This is a genomic window from Duncaniella sp. C9 (assembly GCF_004803935.1).
Lineage (GTDB): Bacteria > Bacteroidota > Bacteroidia > Bacteroidales > Muribaculaceae > Duncaniella > Duncaniella muris.
Genome location: NZ_CP039547.1, coordinates 2,425,511 through 2,441,934, shown reverse-complemented (window position 1 = coordinate 2,441,934; position 16,424 = coordinate 2,425,511). Strand labels below are relative to the sequence as shown.

Here is a 16,424-nt window from a genome sequence, read left to right as displayed (position 1 = left end):
TACAATGTTATTGGCACATCCAGAATATCTATGGCTGTTTCTAATTTTCATACCTCTCATTGCCTGGTATGTATTCAAACAGCGTGGTCTCCATGCCTCAATGGAGGTTTCGACCGTATCGGCATTTGATCGTGTAGGTCGGTCCAGACTCGCAGCCATGCGCCATATATTGTTCTTATTGCAACTTGGTGCCATAGGTTGTGTCATAGTGGTCCTTTCCCGCCCTCAGACACGCGACTCATGGAATACATCAAGTGTAGAAGGCACCGACATCGTGATCTCAATGGATATATCAACCAGTATGCTCGCCAGAGATTTCAAACCTGATCGCTTTGAAGCAGCGAAGGAAGTTGCGTCAAAATTTGTGGCTGGGCGCGAAGGAGACAACATCGGGGTCGTTATTTTTGCAGCTGAAAGTTTCACCGCAATTCCGATGACAACAGACAGATCCATGATTGCCAATTACATCGGAGACATAAAAATGGGTATGCTGCAAGACGGGACTGCGATAGGTGACGGTCTCGCCACATCAATCAACCGAATAAAAGAAGGGAAAGCCAAATCCAAAAGCATAATCCTGCTGACTGACGGTTCGAACAATACCGGTAATGTCGCTCCGCTCACAGCCGCCGAGATTGCGAAACAGCTTGGGATAAAAGTCTACACTATAGGTATCGGCACAAATGGCACTGCCCCCTACCCTCAGGAAAACATGTTCGGGCGTATCGAATATGTCAACCTTCCGGTAGTTATTGATGAAGCGACTTTGAGGAGCATCGCTGAAACAACCGGAGGAAAATATTTTCGTGCGACGGGCAACAACGTCCTCAAAGAGATATTCGCCGAAATTGATCAGCTGGAAAAAACTAAAATGGATTTAAGGAACTTCACAAGTACTGAAGACGATTATCTGCCTTGGGCAATCGCAGCTTTAAGCCTGTTTGGTCTTGCGGTGTTGCTAAGATACACCTTGTTCCGGACAATTCCATAAGAAATATATATTTGAAAATATGATTTCGTTCGCTTATCCACACCTGCTATATCTTCTTCTGCTGCTCCCGTTAGTGGCAGGCCTTTTCATATGGAGTCGCCTGAGTCGCCGGCGCAAAATGAACCGCTATGGCAAACCTGAAGTTATCGCCCACCTGATGCCTGAGGTCTCAAAATATATGCCTTGGATCAAAATGAGCCTTGCACTTCTCATTATCGCCGTACTGGTCATTATGATTTCCCGCCCGCGCGCAACCGGAGGCCGTGATGCTGACGCTTCAGAGACTACATCGTCACGCGGTATAGAAGTTATGGTATGTCTTGACGTTTCAAATTCAATGCTGGCCTCCACCACCGATGACGATCATGGCATAAGCCGTCTGCAAAGGGCTAAGCACATACTTGAAAAGTTGATTGACAAGATGACCAATGACAAAGTCGGTCTGATAGTGTTTGCAGGCGATGCCTATACCCAGCTCCCGATCACGTCTGACTATATTTCAGCCAAAATGTTTCTCAACGGTATCACCACAGACATGGTCCCTACTCAGGGAACAGCTATCGGAGCCGCGCTTGAGATGGCAATGAACTCATTCACCCCAACCGATGACATGGGAAAAGCCATAATAGTCATCACCGACGGAGAAAATTTTGAAGACAATGCGGTGGATGCGGCCAAGCGGGCTGCTGATGCCGGAATTCAGGTGGATGTAATCGGACTCGGCACTGCAAAAGGAGCCCGAATACCCCTCGGCAACGGTCACTATATGATCAATCCCATGACCGGAGAAGAAGTTGTCACCCGGCATGACGAAGCTACAGCTTCACAGATTGCATCAGCCGGTAAGGGCATTTATGTAAACGGAGCCTCTAATTCCGCTATCAACGCCATTGATTCAAAAATGGACGAGTTAACCCAAGGTGAGTTCGAACGCAAATCTTTCTCCCCGCAAAGCGAACAATTCCCGATTGTAGCCTTTATAGCTTTGATATTGCTTCTTATTGACTCTATTACTGTCACACGCAAAATATCATGGCTCAAAAAATATCGTTTCTTCACAAAAGAGGAAGGAGGAAACAAATGAAACGACTTATAATTTTCGTATTCTTTATATCGGTTCTGGCATCTGCATTTGCACAATCAGGGTCGACAAGGCATGAGCGCAATTATATTGTGGAGGGCAACAAACTTTATCACGAAGAGCGTTATGCCGAAGCAGAAGTCGCATATCGGAAAGCGCTGCAGGAAAATGCGATGAACGAAATCGCACAATTCAACCTGGCAGCCTCTCTACTGCGACAAGGGTCGGCATCAGGCGAGACCCAGAAAGAAGCCACTACAATTCTTCAGAATCTGACTCGTGATGCCGAAAATATATCAATTGCAGAAAAAGCGTTTTATAATCTCGGAAATATTGCCTTCAACGCTCAGGATTATACAAAAAGCATTGATCTCTATAAAAATGCCCTGCACAAGAACCCTGACAATGATCAGGCCAGAGAAAACCTGCGTATAGCCCAGAAGCGCCTTCAGGATCAACAAAACAACCAAGATCAGAACAAAGACCAGAACAAAGATCAGGAGAAGAAAGATCAAGACAAAGATCAGAAACAAAATCAGGATCAAAACAAGAATCAGGATCAAAATAAAGACCAGAACAAAGATCAGGATAAACAGCAACAGCAAAATCAGGATCAGCAGCAGCAACAACAGCAACAACAGCAAGGCGGCATAAGTCAGCAAAATGCAGAAAAGATTCTGAAAGCTATGGAAAATGAAGAGAACGCCACTCGCGCCCGCATCAATGCAGAGAAGAAAAAGAACGGCGCTCCTTCACGCAGACCCGTTACCAATCCTTGGTAATCCCTCATTAAACGACCTCTTATAATTTTGAGAATTTAAGGAATGAAACGTTTTTCACTATTTATATTATTAGGGACTCTGCTGATCTGCCAGAATGTGTTCGCACAGGTCAGTTTTTCAGTTCAGCCGCCCACCCGCGTCTATGAAGGAGACCGCTTCCCGATCACTTTCAGATTAAGCAACGCCGACGGTTCAGACCTGAGTGTCTCTCAGATCAATGGCTGTACGCTTCTCTACGGTCCTTCGGTCTCTCAGCGGCAAAGCTATCAGGTGACCAACGGCAAAGCCGTTTCATCATCATCGGTTGAATATACTTATTACTATAAAGCCGGCAAGGCAGGACAATATACTATCCCTGCCGCATCCGTCATGGCTGACGGCAAGCGCTACTCAACCAAAGCCGTATCTTTTACAATTCATGAGAGCGCCGACCGTGACAAACCCGCTTCACAGCGCCCGGTCAATGTCGATGATGTCGACACTCAGACCGCCGGTCGCCGGGTCAACAGTGATGACGTGTTTGTACGCATCATTCTGTCCAAGTCATCCGCGTATGAACAGGAAGCTATCGGATGTACCATCAAGCTCTATACCAAATACAGCATTTCATCATTCATGCCGACGAAACAGCCTTCGTTTGACGGCTGTCTGATTCAGGAACTTGATGTTCAGCCTTCACTCAATGAGATGGAGACATACAATGGGCAGAACTATATGACAGCCGTGCTCAAACGCTGCATAATTTTCCCGCAGAAAAGTGGCAAACTTACCATCAACTCCGGCAATTATGACATTTCAGTGGTCCAGTATGACAATGTCAACATGGGTATGTTCCAGGTGCGCCAGCCACGCGAAGCAAGAATCAAAGTTAGTTCTAACACCGGCTCTCTCAACATCCTGCCCCTCCCCCAGCCTCAACCCGATGGATTTACCGGAGCTGTAGGCTCATTCAGCATTGACAGCCGTATGGTCGGCAACACATTCCGCACCAATGACCCGGCAACTCTGATCTATACAATCAAGGGAACAGGCAATATCAAATACGTCAAAGAGCCTGAAATTGATTTCCCGACTGAATTCGAGCAGTATACTCCTAAGAGCGACATCCAGACCGAAGTCCACGGAAATGAAGTCTACGGATCTATGACTGTCGAATATACATTCGTGCCCCAAAGTGTGGGAGACTTCTCCATCGGCAGTGACAAATTTGTATATTTTAATCCACAGTCCAAACAATATGTGACTCTCACCACTCCGGCCTATTCAATCAAAGTAGCAAAAGGGTTGTCAACTCCGGTGTCCGCAGAACAGAAAGATGTCGAGAATAAAAACTCAGACATCCGTCACATTCACCTTGGAGAAAAGAACCCACAACAGGCGCACATATTGGTCGTTACCAAAGGCTGGTATTGGGGACTATATGCCGGGCTGCTCGTATTGACCGTGGCGCTTATCGTTATCAACCGGCGCCAGACAAAACTCTCCGCAGACGTCACCGGCCGCCGGACAGCCAAAGCAAGCAAAGTGGCAAAGAGACGTCTCAAAGCCGCAGAAGCATTCATGAAAGCCGGAAACAGTGAAAAGTTCTATGAGGAAATGCTTCGGGCTCTTTGGGGCTATCTGTCTGACAAGCTTTCAATGCCTGTGTCTCAGCTCTCCCGTGAGAATATTTCATCGACTCTTGCATCAAAAGGATATTCGGAAGAAAGCACAGCCGGGCTCGTTGAAGTGCTTGACGACTGTGAAATGGCCCGTTACACTCCTGACAGCTCAAGCCGGATGGACAATGTCTATGAAAAGGGAGTCAATGTCATCAATAACCTCGAAAACTGCAAACGATGAGAAAACTAATATTCCTGCTGACTGCAATCTGTCTTTGCTCGGTTATTCCGGTCAAGGCTTCTGACATACTGCACCAGGCAGACTCAGCATACACAGCCGACAATTTTCAGGAAGCCGCAGCCGCATATCAGCATGTCATCAAAGAGGAAGGCACATCAGCTGAAATTCTTTACAACCTTGGAAACTGCTATTACCGGATGGGAGAACTGGGCAAAGCTATTCTCTCATACGAAAGAGCACTACGCCTTAACCCAACCTTTGACGATGCCCGCAACAATCTGGAATTCGTCAACTCCAAGATTGCAGATCGGGCCGGAGAACGCGGTACATTCATGGGAAACGCTCTGGACTCCGTTGCTAATTCGGCAAAATCCAACACATGGTCATGGCTTGCATTCGCGTTTTTCGTCATCACGCTTACCGGAGTAGTCGCATATATATTCTCCAGCCAGGTGGCAGTCCGCAAAACCGGATTCTTCGGAGGTATCGTTGCTTTCATAGCCTGTCTCTGTTTCATTTTTCTGGCTTTCAGATCAGCCTCTATAGCTATGGCTGATGATGTTGCCATAGTGACAGCACCATCTACAATTCTCAGCACATCGCCCCGTGAGCCAAAAGATCGTGATCAGGAAGCAATGCTGCTCCACGAAGGAACGCGAGTGCAGATCCTTGATTCTGTCCGCTCGACATCTGACTCGATCAGCACACTTTGGTATGATGTTCAGGTTGACAATGCCCACAGGGCTTGGATCAACGCCGCTGCAGTAGAAAAAATATAGCGGACTCCACCTGTGACGTCATAATATCCAGACGTAAAATCTCAAAACCAAACCTCATAAGAACCGGTTCGTTAATTTTCATTATCGGACTGGTTCTTAATTATTGAAACACACTAAGTTAATTTATATTGAAAAAGTTTAGTTAAAAAAGGTGTTATTAAACATAGAAATTTTTAGCGTTTTTATTTGTTTGATTAGAAATTAAAACTTAATTTAGTGACGTGGAACATTTCAAGCCACAACACTATTTAATTAAACAAAGTACTAACCCCCAAACACCTATAAGTATCATGACTAAGACTATCTCGTTCAACGACCTTCGCCGCATCAAAGACAGTTTGCCTGATGGTTCAATCCGTCAGATCGCTGACAAGCTCAATGTCACTCCCCAGACTGTAAGAAATTACTTTGGCGGCACAAATTACGAGTTCGGAAAGAATTGTGGAGTTCATATTGAACCCGGTCCTGATGGGGGCATAGTAGTTCTTGATGACACCACTATCTATGACATGGCTGTTGAAATCATTCAGGCTCAGAATAAAGAAGATTAAGTATATCTATAAATAGCATAATAACATTTTTGGAAGGGTAAAAAGTCTGCTATGCCAACGGCTTTTTGCTCTTCCATTTGTTTTTAAGGAAGCAGCAGCCCGCTCAGTCTTAACTTCAATAGAATAATCAAATCTTAATAAATTAACGTCTATGCAGGAGGACCGTTTGATAACAATCGCCATACACACTTATGAAAAGGCACATGAGTTGAAGAATATTCTTGAATGCGAAGGAGTGAAAGTTACATTACAGAATGTCAATCTTTCAACCCCGGTGGTATCCTCCGGCATCAGAGTCAGGATCAGAGAATGCGATCTGCCGTTGGCTCTGAGAGTGATTGAAAACATAGAAATTTTCGCTCCGGCAGCACTGAAAGAATGCGCCGATGGATCTGCCGAGATTCTTGTACCTATTGACTTTTCCAATTCATCAAAACAAGCCTGTTTCATGGCATTCAGAATTGCATCAGCGCATAAAGCGAAAATCAAACTTCTTCACACTTACGTAGATCCGATGCTGACAAACACAGCATCGCTCCAATTGACGGATGCAATGACATTTGACACTTCTGCCGATGCAGTCATGGAGATCCAGGAAGAAAAAGAGCTCAACAAACTCGGCAATTCGCAGATGAAAGAGTTTGAAACTTTGTTGCGTGATAAAATGAAAGACGGAGTGATTCCTCCGGTCATTTTTTCATCGGAAGTTTCGGAAGGTTTGCCGGAAGAGGTTATCACAGACTATGCCTCGACACACCATCCAATGCTTATTGTCATGGGAACTCGCGGAGCAAACAAGCAATCGAGAGATATGCTCGGAAGTGTTACCGCAGAGGTTCTTGATTCATGCCGCTCAAGCATCTTCACTGTGCCCGAATCGCTGAGGTTCAAGTCTGTGGCCGATATCCGCGAAGTGGTTTACTTCGCCTCGTCCCGCCAGCAGGACATACTTGCGCTTGACGCCCTCTACCGAATTTTCCCGGAGCAATCGCTGTCTGTCACACTGGCCTCTATCCCTTCAAAGAAAAAGCCCAAAGGCGATGCGGAGGCTCTCGGCAATCTGAAAGAATACTGTGTAAAAAATTATCCAGCCTATACATTCAAAGCCCTCCAATTGTCACAGTCAAACGAGATTGAAGAATTTAAAGTCCTTGACAATCAGAACAAGATCGAGCTCATAGTCGTTCCGACCCCACATAAAAATATATTTGCCAGGCTGTTTAACCCGTCACTTGCCCATAAACTTCTGTTTCACTCAGACATTCCCATGCTTTCGATTCCAGTCTGAAACCACAAAACTTGATTGCGGAAGTGTCATGAAGCCGGAACATAACATTCAGGCCATGCCACCGCCCATGATATTTGTTGCAGAATACACAAAAAGGATAACGAGGGCTCGTTGTTTAGATAAAAATTTTGTAATTTTGTAAAAACTTTTGTCAAACAAGTTCCAACTCACGTTTGTTAAATTATCATCTACGAGAAATTATGAGTGACCAGCGCTATAATCTCCGCGGTGTATCTGCCTCAAAAGAGGATGTGCACAACGCAATCAAGAATGTCGACAAAGGGATATTCCCTCACGCATTTTGTAAGATCATCCCTGACATCTTAGGCGGTGACCCTGTCTGGTGCAACATAATGCACGCCGACGGAGCCGGCACTAAATCGTCACTGGCCTATGCCTATTGGCGTGAAACCGGCGATCTGTCTGTATGGAAAGGCATCGCGCAGGATGCACTTGTAATGAATATCGATGACCTTCTTTGTGTCGGCGCCACCGATAACATTCTTGTATCCTCGACTATCGGCCGAAACAAGAATCTTATACCCGGCGAAGTCATTTCTGCCATTATCAACGGTACAGAGGAACTTCTCGCTACGCTGCGTGAGATGGGAGTAGGCATTTATTCGACCGGCGGCGAGACTGCCGATGTCGGAGACCTTGTGAGAACCATTATTGTAGATTCAACCGTTACCTGCCGCATGCGACGCGCCGATGTGATTGACAACGCCAATATCAAAGGAGGCGATGTTATAGTTGGCCTTGCATCTTTCGGACAGGCTAAATATGAAAGTCGCTACAATGGCGGAATGGGCAGCAACGGACTCACATCGGCCCGTCATGATGTCTTTGCAAAATATCTTGCAGAAAAATATCCTGAAACTTTCGATGCTGCCGTGCCCGAAGATCTCGTATACTCCGGGGCGAAGAAACTCACAGACCATGTTGATGGCACACCCCTGACAGCAGGAGAACTGGTGCTTTCCCCCACTCGCACATATGCACCCGTAATCAAGAAGCTTCTCAGCGAGATGCGTTCTGAAATCGACGGCATGGTCCACTGCACAGGAGGCGCCCAGACCAAGGTGCTCCACTTCGTGGAAAACAAGCATGTAATCAAAGACAACATGTTCCCTGTTCCGCCTCTGTTTGATCTGATACAGAAAGAAAGCGGGACACCGTGGAGCGAAATGTACAAAGTATTCAACATGGGCCACCGCATGGAAATATATGTCCGTCCGGAAGCAGCTGAAAAGGTAATGGCGATTGCCGAGGAATTCGGAATCGAATCACGTATAATTGGCCGTGTAGAGGATGCGCCTGCAAACAAGTTGACAATCAAGTCATCGGCCGGCGTATTTGAATATTGACCTGACCAGGTCCCCTTGACCACCATCTCTCATTGAGAACTATGCGCAAATATAATAACTGAGAAAAGAACTATTAACCCGACGCATATCTTATGAAGAATGGTTTGAAAATATTGGCTCCTATAACACTGGTACTCTGCCTGGCCACACTTTACAGTTGTAGCCGGAACGGAGTGTCAGGTAATACTACATCAGCAGCCGGAAACCACCTATTGCCTGACACGCTGAAGGTTGTGACACTATACAGTCCTGAAGCATATTTTATCTACAAAGGACAGGAAATGGGCTATGACTATGAACTTGTGACGTCTTTGGCGGTCGACAAGGATATAGCCCTGAAAATAGAGATCGCCCCTACTCTTTCACGGGCGGTTGAAATGCTTGACTCCGGACTGGTCGATCTGATAGCCTATGAAGTGCCTATAACAGCTGAATATAAAGACAATGTAGTTGCCTGCGGCCCGGAAACTGTGACAACCCAAGTACTTGTACAACCCAAAAAGGGTGAAGCAGAACTCATCGATGATGTCACTGATCTTGTAGGCAAAGATGTTTACGTAGAAGCCGATTCAAAATACGAAGCCCGAATCCGCAATCTAAACGATGAACTCGGAGGCGGAATAAACATCCACACTGTCAGCCGTGACACGATGATCACAGAAGATCTCATCGCAATGGTCAGCAAAGGCTCCATTCCGCTTACCATTGTAGACAGCGATATTGCCCGAATCAACAAGACATACTACAACGATCTCGACATCACTCTCCCGCTTAGTTTCGAACAACGAGCAGCATGGGCTGTAGCTCCGGACAGAGCTTGGCTTGGCGACAGCATCAACGCATGGCTTAACAGTGACAAGCCAAGAGAAGAACAGGCAATGCTGCTCAAACGTTACTTTGAAATGAGCAAAAACGAACCCGGAGGCCGCTACGCATTCAACGGAAGCAGAGTCACACCATTTGACCATCTGTTCAAGCAGTATGCAGCAAACTATGGCTGGGACTGGAAACTTCTCGCCTCCCAAGCATATGTAGAAAGCAAATTTGACTCTACGGCTGTATCGTGGGCTGGAGCAAGAGGCTTGATGCAGATAATGCCTAAGACCGCAAAAGGTTATGGCCAGACAGCAAAAAGCGTGATGAAAAATGATGTAGCGATTGAAACCGCGCTTAAGCTTCTTAAAGATCTTGACAAACAACTGGCTGCAAAAGTCCCAGACGAAAACGAGCGGAAGAAGTTCGTTATCGCCGCCTATAATTCCGGTATAGCACATGTCTATGACGCCATAAATCTTGCAAAAAAATATGGGCTAAACCCTCAGAAATGGGACAACAATGTGGCCAAAGCAATCCTTTGGAAATCAAATCCAAGATACTATAAAGATCCGGTGGTAAAATACGGATATTCCCGTGGACGTGAAACATTTGACTACGTCAACCGAGTCTACCGCTTTTACAACAAAGCACGGATCAAAGCCTGATTGCCAAACCACACTCCGAATCCGGATAATATTTAATAATCACTTTCAACTAATGTTTTTATCCTTATGAAAAAACGCTATTTACCTGTTGCAATCGCGCTTGTACTTACAGGCTCTCTTCTCTCGACTTCATGTATCGGCAGTTTCGCTCTTACGAACAAGCTTCTGTCATGGAACCAACAAGTTGGCAACAAATTTGTGAATGAACTCGTGTTCTTCGCATTCTGGATCATTCCCGTCTATGAAGTTTCATGCCTTGCCGATGTCATTGTGCTCAACTCGATTGAATTCTGGAGCGGTGACAACCCCGTAGCATCAGGCAAGAAAGTGATTGACGGTAAAGATGGCCGCTACATAGTGGAATGCGATGGAAAAGGCTATACCATAACCTCTGAAAATGACAAATCCGTAGTCCGTCTTGATTTTGACAAGGATGACCAGACTTGGAGCGTTGCTATTCCCGGCGGCGAAAGCTATGAACTCATGACATTCATCGATGACACCCATGTGGCGCTGCCTGCTCCTGACGGCACACGCAGCATCGTCGAACTTTCTAACAACGGGCTTATGGCATACCGTGACATGGTCAGCTCAAATCTTATGGCTGCCCGCTAACGGACACCCTATAAATGAAAGCATTACAATTCATACCGTCCTACCAGCTCACGCTGGCTGTGGCGGTTATAATCCTGTATCTTACCCTCCTTCCCAAGCCTTTTGGGGAGGAGGAACTTCCTTTATTTCCAGGGGCTGACAAGCTTGCCCACTGCTGCATGTTCGGAGGACTGGCGCTTACCTTTATATTCGAACGCCATGTTGCCGGCAAGCGACTCTCCATTGGTCAGGCTTTGGTTGCAAGCCTTGCAGTGACGCTGTTCGGCATCGCTGTGGAATTCATTCAGAATGCAATGGGACTCGGCCGCAGCGGAGACTGGGCTGACGGACTTGCCGATGCCATCGGAGCATTCGCGGCTGTCCCGCTATGCTATGCCTTACATTGGATCAACGTCGTAGTAAAGCACCGCACCTGAAAGCTGACGGCTGTTGGTCATCTCTATCCTTATATCATTCAGCAGGCTCTTGACTTTTGAAATCGAGGCCTGAGTCTCGATTTTAAGCATTATACGTCTTATGTATAAAGTCTGAATTCTTGCCACATATGGCTCGTCGGGACCACTGACTCTATTCCCAAGCAACACACGCAGGCGCGAAGCAAATTCAAATGCGATAGCCGACACTGCCGCCGGGTCCTTGTGTTTTATATATACATATATTATTCTTACAAAAGGCGGATAATTATATTGCTGGCGTTCCTGAATTTCCCGCTGATAGTAACCTTCATAATCATGACGGACAAGAAAGTCAAACAAAGGATGAGAAGGATTATATGTCTGAACCGCCACCACTCCATTGTCACTTTTCCTACCGGCTCGTCCGGCCACCTGCTCGATCATATTGAACGCGCGCTCCGATGCACGGAAATCCGGAAAATTCACTATACTGTCGGCATTTATGACTCCTACCACGCTCACTCGTCCGAAGTCAAGACCTTTGGTCACCATCTGGGTTCCGACCAATATCTGAGACTTCCCTTTTGAGAAATTGTCAATTATCGTTTCATATCCGTCCTTACTGCGCGTGGTATCGAGATCCATGCGGGCGATCGAGGCTGTCGGAAACAAGGAGTCGATTTCCTCTTCAACACGTTCGCTTCCATAACCGAGAACTTCTATGCCCGGTTCCTTGCATGCCGGGCAGACTTCGGGCACACCGTAGGGGGTACCGCAATAATGACATATCAGTTTGTCGGAATGCCTGTGATATGTCAGCGAGACATCACAATTTTCACATTTCGGCACATAACCGCAAAGTTTGCAGCGTGCTATCGGTGCATAGCCTCTGCGGTTGATAAAAAGTATCGACTGCTCGCCCCTCTGAAGAGATTCGTTGACAAGTCTCCTGGTGAGAAGAGAGAAAGTGCCTTCAACCTCTCCCCTCTTTCTCGCTGCCGCCATGTCGACTATCTCAACATGAGGAAGCCGGAGACCTTCATAGCGTTCAGTAAGTTCAACCAGCCCGAAGCGTCCTGTCAGAGCTTTGTAATATGTATCGACTGCCGGAGTGGCACTTCCGAGAAGAGTTTTTGCACCATGCATTGAAGCCAGCACGATAGCCGCATCGCGTCCATTGTATCTCGGAGCCGGGTCCTGCTGCTTGTAAGCGCTTTCATGCTCCTCATCAACTATCACAAGCCCCAATGACGCAAACGGCAGAAACACGGCAGAACGGGCCCCAATAACCACGCAGGGGTCTGAAGAGGCGAGTAGCTTTTTCCAGATATCGACACGGTCATTATCCGAGAATTTCGAATGGTAGATCACCACCTTGTCGCCGAACACCCTCTGCAGTCTACGGGTCAACTGGGTTGTCAGCGCTATTTCAGGCACAAGATATAGAGCCTGCCGCCCCTGCCGCAGAACATAGTCAATCAGATGAATATAGATTTCAGTCTTTCCGCTTGAAGTGACTCCGCGGAGAAGGGTGATATCCTTTTCAAACCATGATTTATGAATACTGTCGAGAGCCGAGGCCTGAGCTTCGCTCAGTACAGGCAACTCACCTGTGACAAGTCCTGAATATGAAAACCGGCTGATCTCTTTTTTATAAATATCTACAATCCCTTTCTTTGCCATCGCCGCGATCACAGTAGTCGTTACTCCTGACCGCTCCATCAGTTCCGTGCGTGTCACCTCCTGAAGTTCCGAATCCTGGCGCATGAAAGCCGAAATCTCAATCAGGGCCAGAAGGGCTTTTTCCTGCATGCTGCCAGACCTGACAGAATCAAAAGCCTTGTGCAAACCATCGGAATCACCTTTATCAACCGTCAGTCTTACATAAGTTTCCTTACGAGAACGATAACGCTCTACAAGATTTTCTGAAATCTGCACCGCTCCCTTTTCAAGAAGTGAATTTATTATCGGGCCTATGTTTGCAAATCCGGTCTTCTTGCCGATCAGATCAAGAGGCTGCTTCTTCTCACAGCCCAGAATATAGTTCATCACAACCATTTCCCTTTGCGAGAGTCTCTCATAAGGCTTTTCTTCATAATCCGGATCGGCAGACACGAAAGTCTCACTCTCTATTTTCAATCCCGCCGGCATGGCTGCTCTCATCACTTCTCCCGGAGTACAGAGATAATAGTCTGCCATCCAGTTCCAAAATTTAAGCTGCGGATGTTTGACCACGGCCCATTCATCTAAGATCAAAGCGATGTCTTTTACCTCATACCCCTGAGGAGCCACCTGTGTCTGAGAGGCAATAATACCTGTGTAAAACTTCTTTCTTCCGAACGGAACAATTACCCTATAACCGATTCTGACGGAATCAGCCAAGGCCTCAGGCACACTGTAGGTGAACGTTCCGCTTATAGGAACTGGCAGAAGAACTTCAACAAAAGTCATGGTGGCGATATGGTTTTATCTGTAAAAATACTATAAATTACCGTCACAGGCAAAGATTTCCTGAAATTTATTCGTAACTTTGCAGTGGTAGCAGGACGCTTGTGTCGCTTGCCGATGGAGGTGAGCTCCGGAGCGGCAAGAGGAAAGTCCGGGCAACACAGAGCACCATACTCTCTAACAGTGAGCTGTCGGTGACGGCAGAGTAACGTGACAGAAAATAACAGCCTGCCGACAATTCCGTCCCGCAAGGGTCTGGATGGCAGGCAATGGTGAAAAGGTGGGGTAAGAGCCCACCGGGTGTCATGGCAACATGGCATGCCGCACGTCTTATGGGTTGCAAGGCCATGTATACCGGCGCGTGACAGAACAACTTTCGCAATAGCGAAGTGTCACAATGGGCTGCTCGTCCATAGCCGGGGGGTAGGCTGCTGGAGTGCCGAAGCAAAGCGAGGCACCGATTAGATAAATGACACGGGCGCCGCGGCAACCTTCCGGATCTTCGGGTCCAAGTGTAGAAGTCCCGCGGTGACATAACCCGGCTTATAGTCCTGCTACCTTTTTTTAGATTTATCAAAAACCGCATATGCCAAGAAGCAAATTCTGCCGGTCAGTACCTCAACGGACATACCGGCAGAATTTTTCATATAAGTGTGTGTTTTAATGCATCAGAATTATGTTTTCTGTATCAGCCCCCGAAATCGCGATGATTACCGATTAGTTCTGTGGACAAGAATATTGTCGTTGATAATAAATTTACCGTCAATGACTTGAACGCCGTTATCTCCATAGATCTCTACCGAGGGGTTCTGACAGTAACGATTGCCATAGACAAGTTGTACGGAATCTTCATTCACTCCTTCAGGAAGAACGGGGAAATGCAAGTCTACTACGCGGCCATCAAGCAGCTTCGTACCCTGATACTCACGCACTATTTCTTCGTACCACTTGCGACCAAAACCCTTCTTGTATATTTTGAAGGCATTCTCATTGTTGTTCATGTCGCCGATGTAGCCAATATCGCCGGGAGTTATATCCTCAAATGATAAAAAAATCCTTTTTGAAGTGTAATCCGGCTCTTTCATCCAGTTGATAACCGGAAGCAGGGTGTTTTTAATCACTTCTTCAGTAAGACGATGACCACCCTTGAATGACGACCAGTAAAAATAGCCATCGCAGCACTCTTCCTGACAGTTGCAAACATCATCTTTATCGCCAAAGAGTCCGATTACAGACTCCGGAGTCACATCGCCGACATAAAACAGGTTTGCCTCCATTTCTTCAAATTGATCGATTAGTGTTTCTGTAACTTCAAAGGATTCACATCCGCCTTCTCTTTCTGAAAAGAATCGTAGTCTCTCACCATTGTTTTCTTTCAGAAGGTCTGAGACGTGAAATGCGGGATTGACAAGGATTCGGCGATAGCCTTTCATCTGAGAAGCATACATTGCACCCATTGAGGTGCCGATTACAATTGTATCATCGGGGCGATACTCTCCTGCAAGACTCAATAACAATTGAAGAGTCTCTATTGGACTGACTGGAATGTCAGGAGTTACAACGTTGTCCTCCGGTAGTAACTCCCTCAACTTTTTTGCTGTGTTGGACTGTCCCGATGAGGAAAGCCCATGAAGATAAATGATGTTCATATTGCATTCTGTATTTGGTTTGAATATTGCTTTTCTTTCCATTGAAGATGGCTGAATCTGCTTTTGAACTTACGATATGTTGGGTCATCTTTGCCCTTGATCATTTCAAGATAGTTAATTTTACCATCTATTACATTGACAAGATTCTTTTCCATACCCTTGCAGAAATCCCTTGTAAAGATGATTTGTGCTTGTGCATAGCCATATTTCTCCCACAAGTGCAGAAGTACTCGCAGTTGTTTTATGTAAGAGCGCGGGACGTTGATTTTATCGCTTACAACGACTCCGGTAACTTCTCTACGTGTGCCGGGTACAAATGTCTTTGTTTTCTTCTCGTTCACTTTAAGTCCGTACTTCGCAATAATGTTATAAAGTCTTGATTGCCAGAAGGGACTCATTCTGCGAATTGATTTGCTATGACTGAATGTTATATCATCGGCATAGCGCGAATATTTACATTCCATTCTTTCAGCAAGCTTTGACATATCTTTGTCAAGGCTTTTGAGAACTATATTGGATAGAACCGGCGATGTTGGAGCACCCTGTGGTAGTACTTCGACACCCTCACTATCCGAAACTGTACATAGTCTGCAAATAATATTGATTACATCATTGCTTTGCAATCTGTCACCAAGCTCCCGATGCAGAGCCTGGCGCACCATAAGTTTGGTGATGCTCGGAAAGAAATTTTCAAGGTCCATATTAAATATGCAGGTTTGACCCACGTGTATCAAGGCGTTTTCCTTGACACTTCTATTTAATACGAAGCCGGTGGCGTGTTCATCGGGGACGAATATGGCTTGCAGAAGTATGTTGATTGCTGACTGGATAGCCTTCAAGGGTTTGACCGGAGCACTGATTTTCCTATATCCGCCTGATTTCTTAGGTATTGTAAAATCGACATATGCGGATTGTCTTGCTTTGACGGATGCAAATCGCATTATCTGTCTGCCGGACTTGGGTTCGGTCAGACTCCAGCCATCGATCAACGGCGCTATGAAATTCAACACATCAAACAGCTCCTTCGGATTGCCAATGGTTATGTCTTTTAGATATTTTACAATTTGGTCTCGCATAATTTTGTCGATTTGCGAGAGTAAAGAAAACATCGGTCTTACTTTCGTGTGCGCCGGATGGTCGAGGCTTCGGCAATGT

At 46.2% G+C, this 16,424-nt stretch carries 14 protein-coding genes and 1 other RNA gene; 12 read left to right on the top strand and 3 right to left on the bottom strand.

Annotation, left to right across the window (positions count from 1 at the left end):
- Positions 1-4: 4 nt before the first annotated feature.
- From E7745_RS10260 to E7745_RS10210, 11 genes are all read left to right on the top strand, one after another.
- Positions 5-991, top strand: a complete 987-nt coding sequence (locus E7745_RS10260; RefSeq protein ID WP_123398226.1) for a VWA domain-containing protein — start codon at positions 5-7, stop codon at positions 989-991.
- Between the two features lie 19 nt (positions 992-1,010).
- On the top strand, positions 1,011-2,075 hold the full coding sequence (locus E7745_RS10255) for a VWA domain-containing protein (protein ID WP_107031481.1): 1,065 nt from the start codon (positions 1,011-1,013) through the stop codon (positions 2,073-2,075).
- Positions 2,072-2,854, top strand: coding sequence for a tetratricopeptide repeat protein (locus tag E7745_RS10250; protein WP_160631187.1), 783 nt, complete (start codon positions 2,072-2,074; stop codon positions 2,852-2,854). Before E7745_RS10255 ends, E7745_RS10250 begins: the two co-directional genes overlap by 4 nt.
- Before the next feature lie 42 nt (positions 2,855-2,896).
- Entirely contained in the window at positions 2,897-4,696 is a 1,800-nt protein-coding gene (locus E7745_RS10245) for a BatD family protein (RefSeq protein ID WP_123398228.1), read from the top strand.
- The gene (locus tag E7745_RS10240; RefSeq protein WP_136408781.1) at positions 4,693-5,475 is read left to right on the top strand and encodes a tetratricopeptide repeat protein; all 783 of its coding nucleotides are present in this window, start codon (positions 4,693-4,695) and stop codon (positions 5,473-5,475) included. The genes E7745_RS10245 and E7745_RS10240 overlap by 4 nt, the downstream gene beginning before the upstream one ends.
- A gap of 290 nt (positions 5,476-5,765) precedes the next feature.
- The gene (locus tag E7745_RS10235; protein ID WP_107031485.1) at positions 5,766-6,026 is read left to right on the top strand and encodes a DNA-binding protein; all 261 of its coding nucleotides are present in this window, start codon (positions 5,766-5,768) and stop codon (positions 6,024-6,026) included.
- Between the two features lie 151 nt (positions 6,027-6,177).
- Complete coding sequence (locus E7745_RS10230) at positions 6,178-7,314, top strand: universal stress protein (protein WP_136408780.1); 1,137 nt, start codon at positions 6,178-6,180, stop codon at positions 7,312-7,314.
- 200 nt (positions 7,315-7,514) lie between these two features.
- A complete protein-coding gene (locus E7745_RS10225) occupies positions 7,515-8,681 on the top strand; it encodes an AIR synthase-related protein (protein ID WP_123398231.1) in 1,167 nt (388 codons plus the stop codon).
- 92 nt (positions 8,682-8,773) lie between these two features.
- Positions 8,774-10,162, top strand: coding sequence for a transglycosylase SLT domain-containing protein (locus E7745_RS10220; protein ID WP_136408779.1), 1,389 nt, complete (start codon positions 8,774-8,776; stop codon positions 10,160-10,162).
- Between the two features lie 66 nt (positions 10,163-10,228).
- Positions 10,229-10,777, top strand: a complete 549-nt coding sequence (locus E7745_RS10215; RefSeq protein ID WP_136408778.1) for a DUF3332 domain-containing protein — start codon at positions 10,229-10,231, stop codon at positions 10,775-10,777.
- A 14-nt stretch (positions 10,778-10,791) separates the two neighbouring features.
- A complete protein-coding gene (locus E7745_RS10210; RefSeq protein ID WP_136408777.1) occupies positions 10,792-11,193 on the top strand; it encodes a VanZ family protein in 402 nt (133 codons plus the stop codon).
- On the opposite strand, the gene priA is transcribed toward E7745_RS10210, so the two are convergent.
- Positions 11,155-13,623, bottom strand: a complete 2,469-nt coding sequence (priA, locus tag E7745_RS10205; protein WP_136408776.1) for a primosomal protein N' — start codon at positions 13,621-13,623, stop codon at positions 11,155-11,157. The genes E7745_RS10210 and priA overlap by 39 nt on opposite strands.
- An 87-nt stretch (positions 13,624-13,710) precedes the next feature.
- On the opposite strand from priA, the gene rnpB reads away from it, so the two are divergent.
- An RNA gene (rnpB, locus tag E7745_RS10200) (RNase P RNA component class A) lies at positions 13,711-14,182 on the top strand.
- A gap of 148 nt (positions 14,183-14,330) precedes the next feature.
- Here the strand turns inward: rnpB and E7745_RS10195 are convergent.
- Complete coding sequence (locus E7745_RS10195; RefSeq protein WP_124075833.1) at positions 14,331-15,311, bottom strand: YqiA/YcfP family alpha/beta fold hydrolase; 981 nt, start codon at positions 15,309-15,311, stop codon at positions 14,331-14,333.
- Positions 15,266-16,378: a reverse transcriptase family protein gene (locus E7745_RS10190; RefSeq protein WP_160632102.1), complete on the bottom strand. Its 1,113-nt coding sequence runs from the start codon at positions 16,376-16,378 to the stop codon at positions 15,266-15,268. Before E7745_RS10190 ends, E7745_RS10195 begins: the two co-directional genes overlap by 46 nt.
- Between the last annotated feature and the right edge of the window lie 46 nt (positions 16,379-16,424).

Bases quoted from the DNA above. Each gene is read 5' to 3' on its own strand.
- E7745_RS10260 (WP_123398226.1), top strand. From the start codon at position 5: ATGTTATTGGCACATCCAGAATATCTATGGCTGTTTCTAATTTTCATA.
- E7745_RS10255 (WP_107031481.1), top strand. From the start codon at position 1,011: ATGATTTCGTTCGCTTATCCACACCTGCTATATCTTCTTCTGCTGCTC.
- E7745_RS10250 (WP_160631187.1), top strand. From the start codon at position 2,072: ATGAAACGACTTATAATTTTCGTATTCTTTATATCGGTTCTGGCATCT.
- E7745_RS10245 (WP_123398228.1), top strand. From the start codon at position 2,897: ATGAAACGTTTTTCACTATTTATATTATTAGGGACTCTGCTGATCTGC.
- E7745_RS10240 (WP_136408781.1), top strand. From the start codon at position 4,693: ATGAGAAAACTAATATTCCTGCTGACTGCAATCTGTCTTTGCTCGGTT.
- E7745_RS10235 (WP_107031485.1), top strand. From the start codon at position 5,766: ATGACTAAGACTATCTCGTTCAACGACCTTCGCCGCATCAAAGACAGT.
- E7745_RS10230 (WP_136408780.1), top strand. From the start codon at position 6,178: ATGCAGGAGGACCGTTTGATAACAATCGCCATACACACTTATGAAAAG.
- E7745_RS10225 (WP_123398231.1), top strand. From the start codon at position 7,515: ATGAGTGACCAGCGCTATAATCTCCGCGGTGTATCTGCCTCAAAAGAG.
- E7745_RS10220 (WP_136408779.1), top strand. From the start codon at position 8,774: ATGAAGAATGGTTTGAAAATATTGGCTCCTATAACACTGGTACTCTGC.
- E7745_RS10215 (WP_136408778.1), top strand. From the start codon at position 10,229: ATGAAAAAACGCTATTTACCTGTTGCAATCGCGCTTGTACTTACAGGC.
- E7745_RS10210 (WP_136408777.1), top strand. From the start codon at position 10,792: ATGAAAGCATTACAATTCATACCGTCCTACCAGCTCACGCTGGCTGTG.
- priA (WP_136408776.1), bottom strand. From the start codon at position 13,623: ATGACTTTTGTTGAAGTTCTTCTGCCAGTTCCTATAAGCGGAACGTTC.
- E7745_RS10195 (WP_124075833.1), bottom strand. From the start codon at position 15,311: ATGGAAAGAAAAGCAATATTCAAACCAAATACAGAATGCAATATGAAC.
- E7745_RS10190 (WP_160632102.1), bottom strand. From the start codon at position 16,378: ATGTTTTCTTTACTCTCGCAAATCGACAAAATTATGCGAGACCAAATT.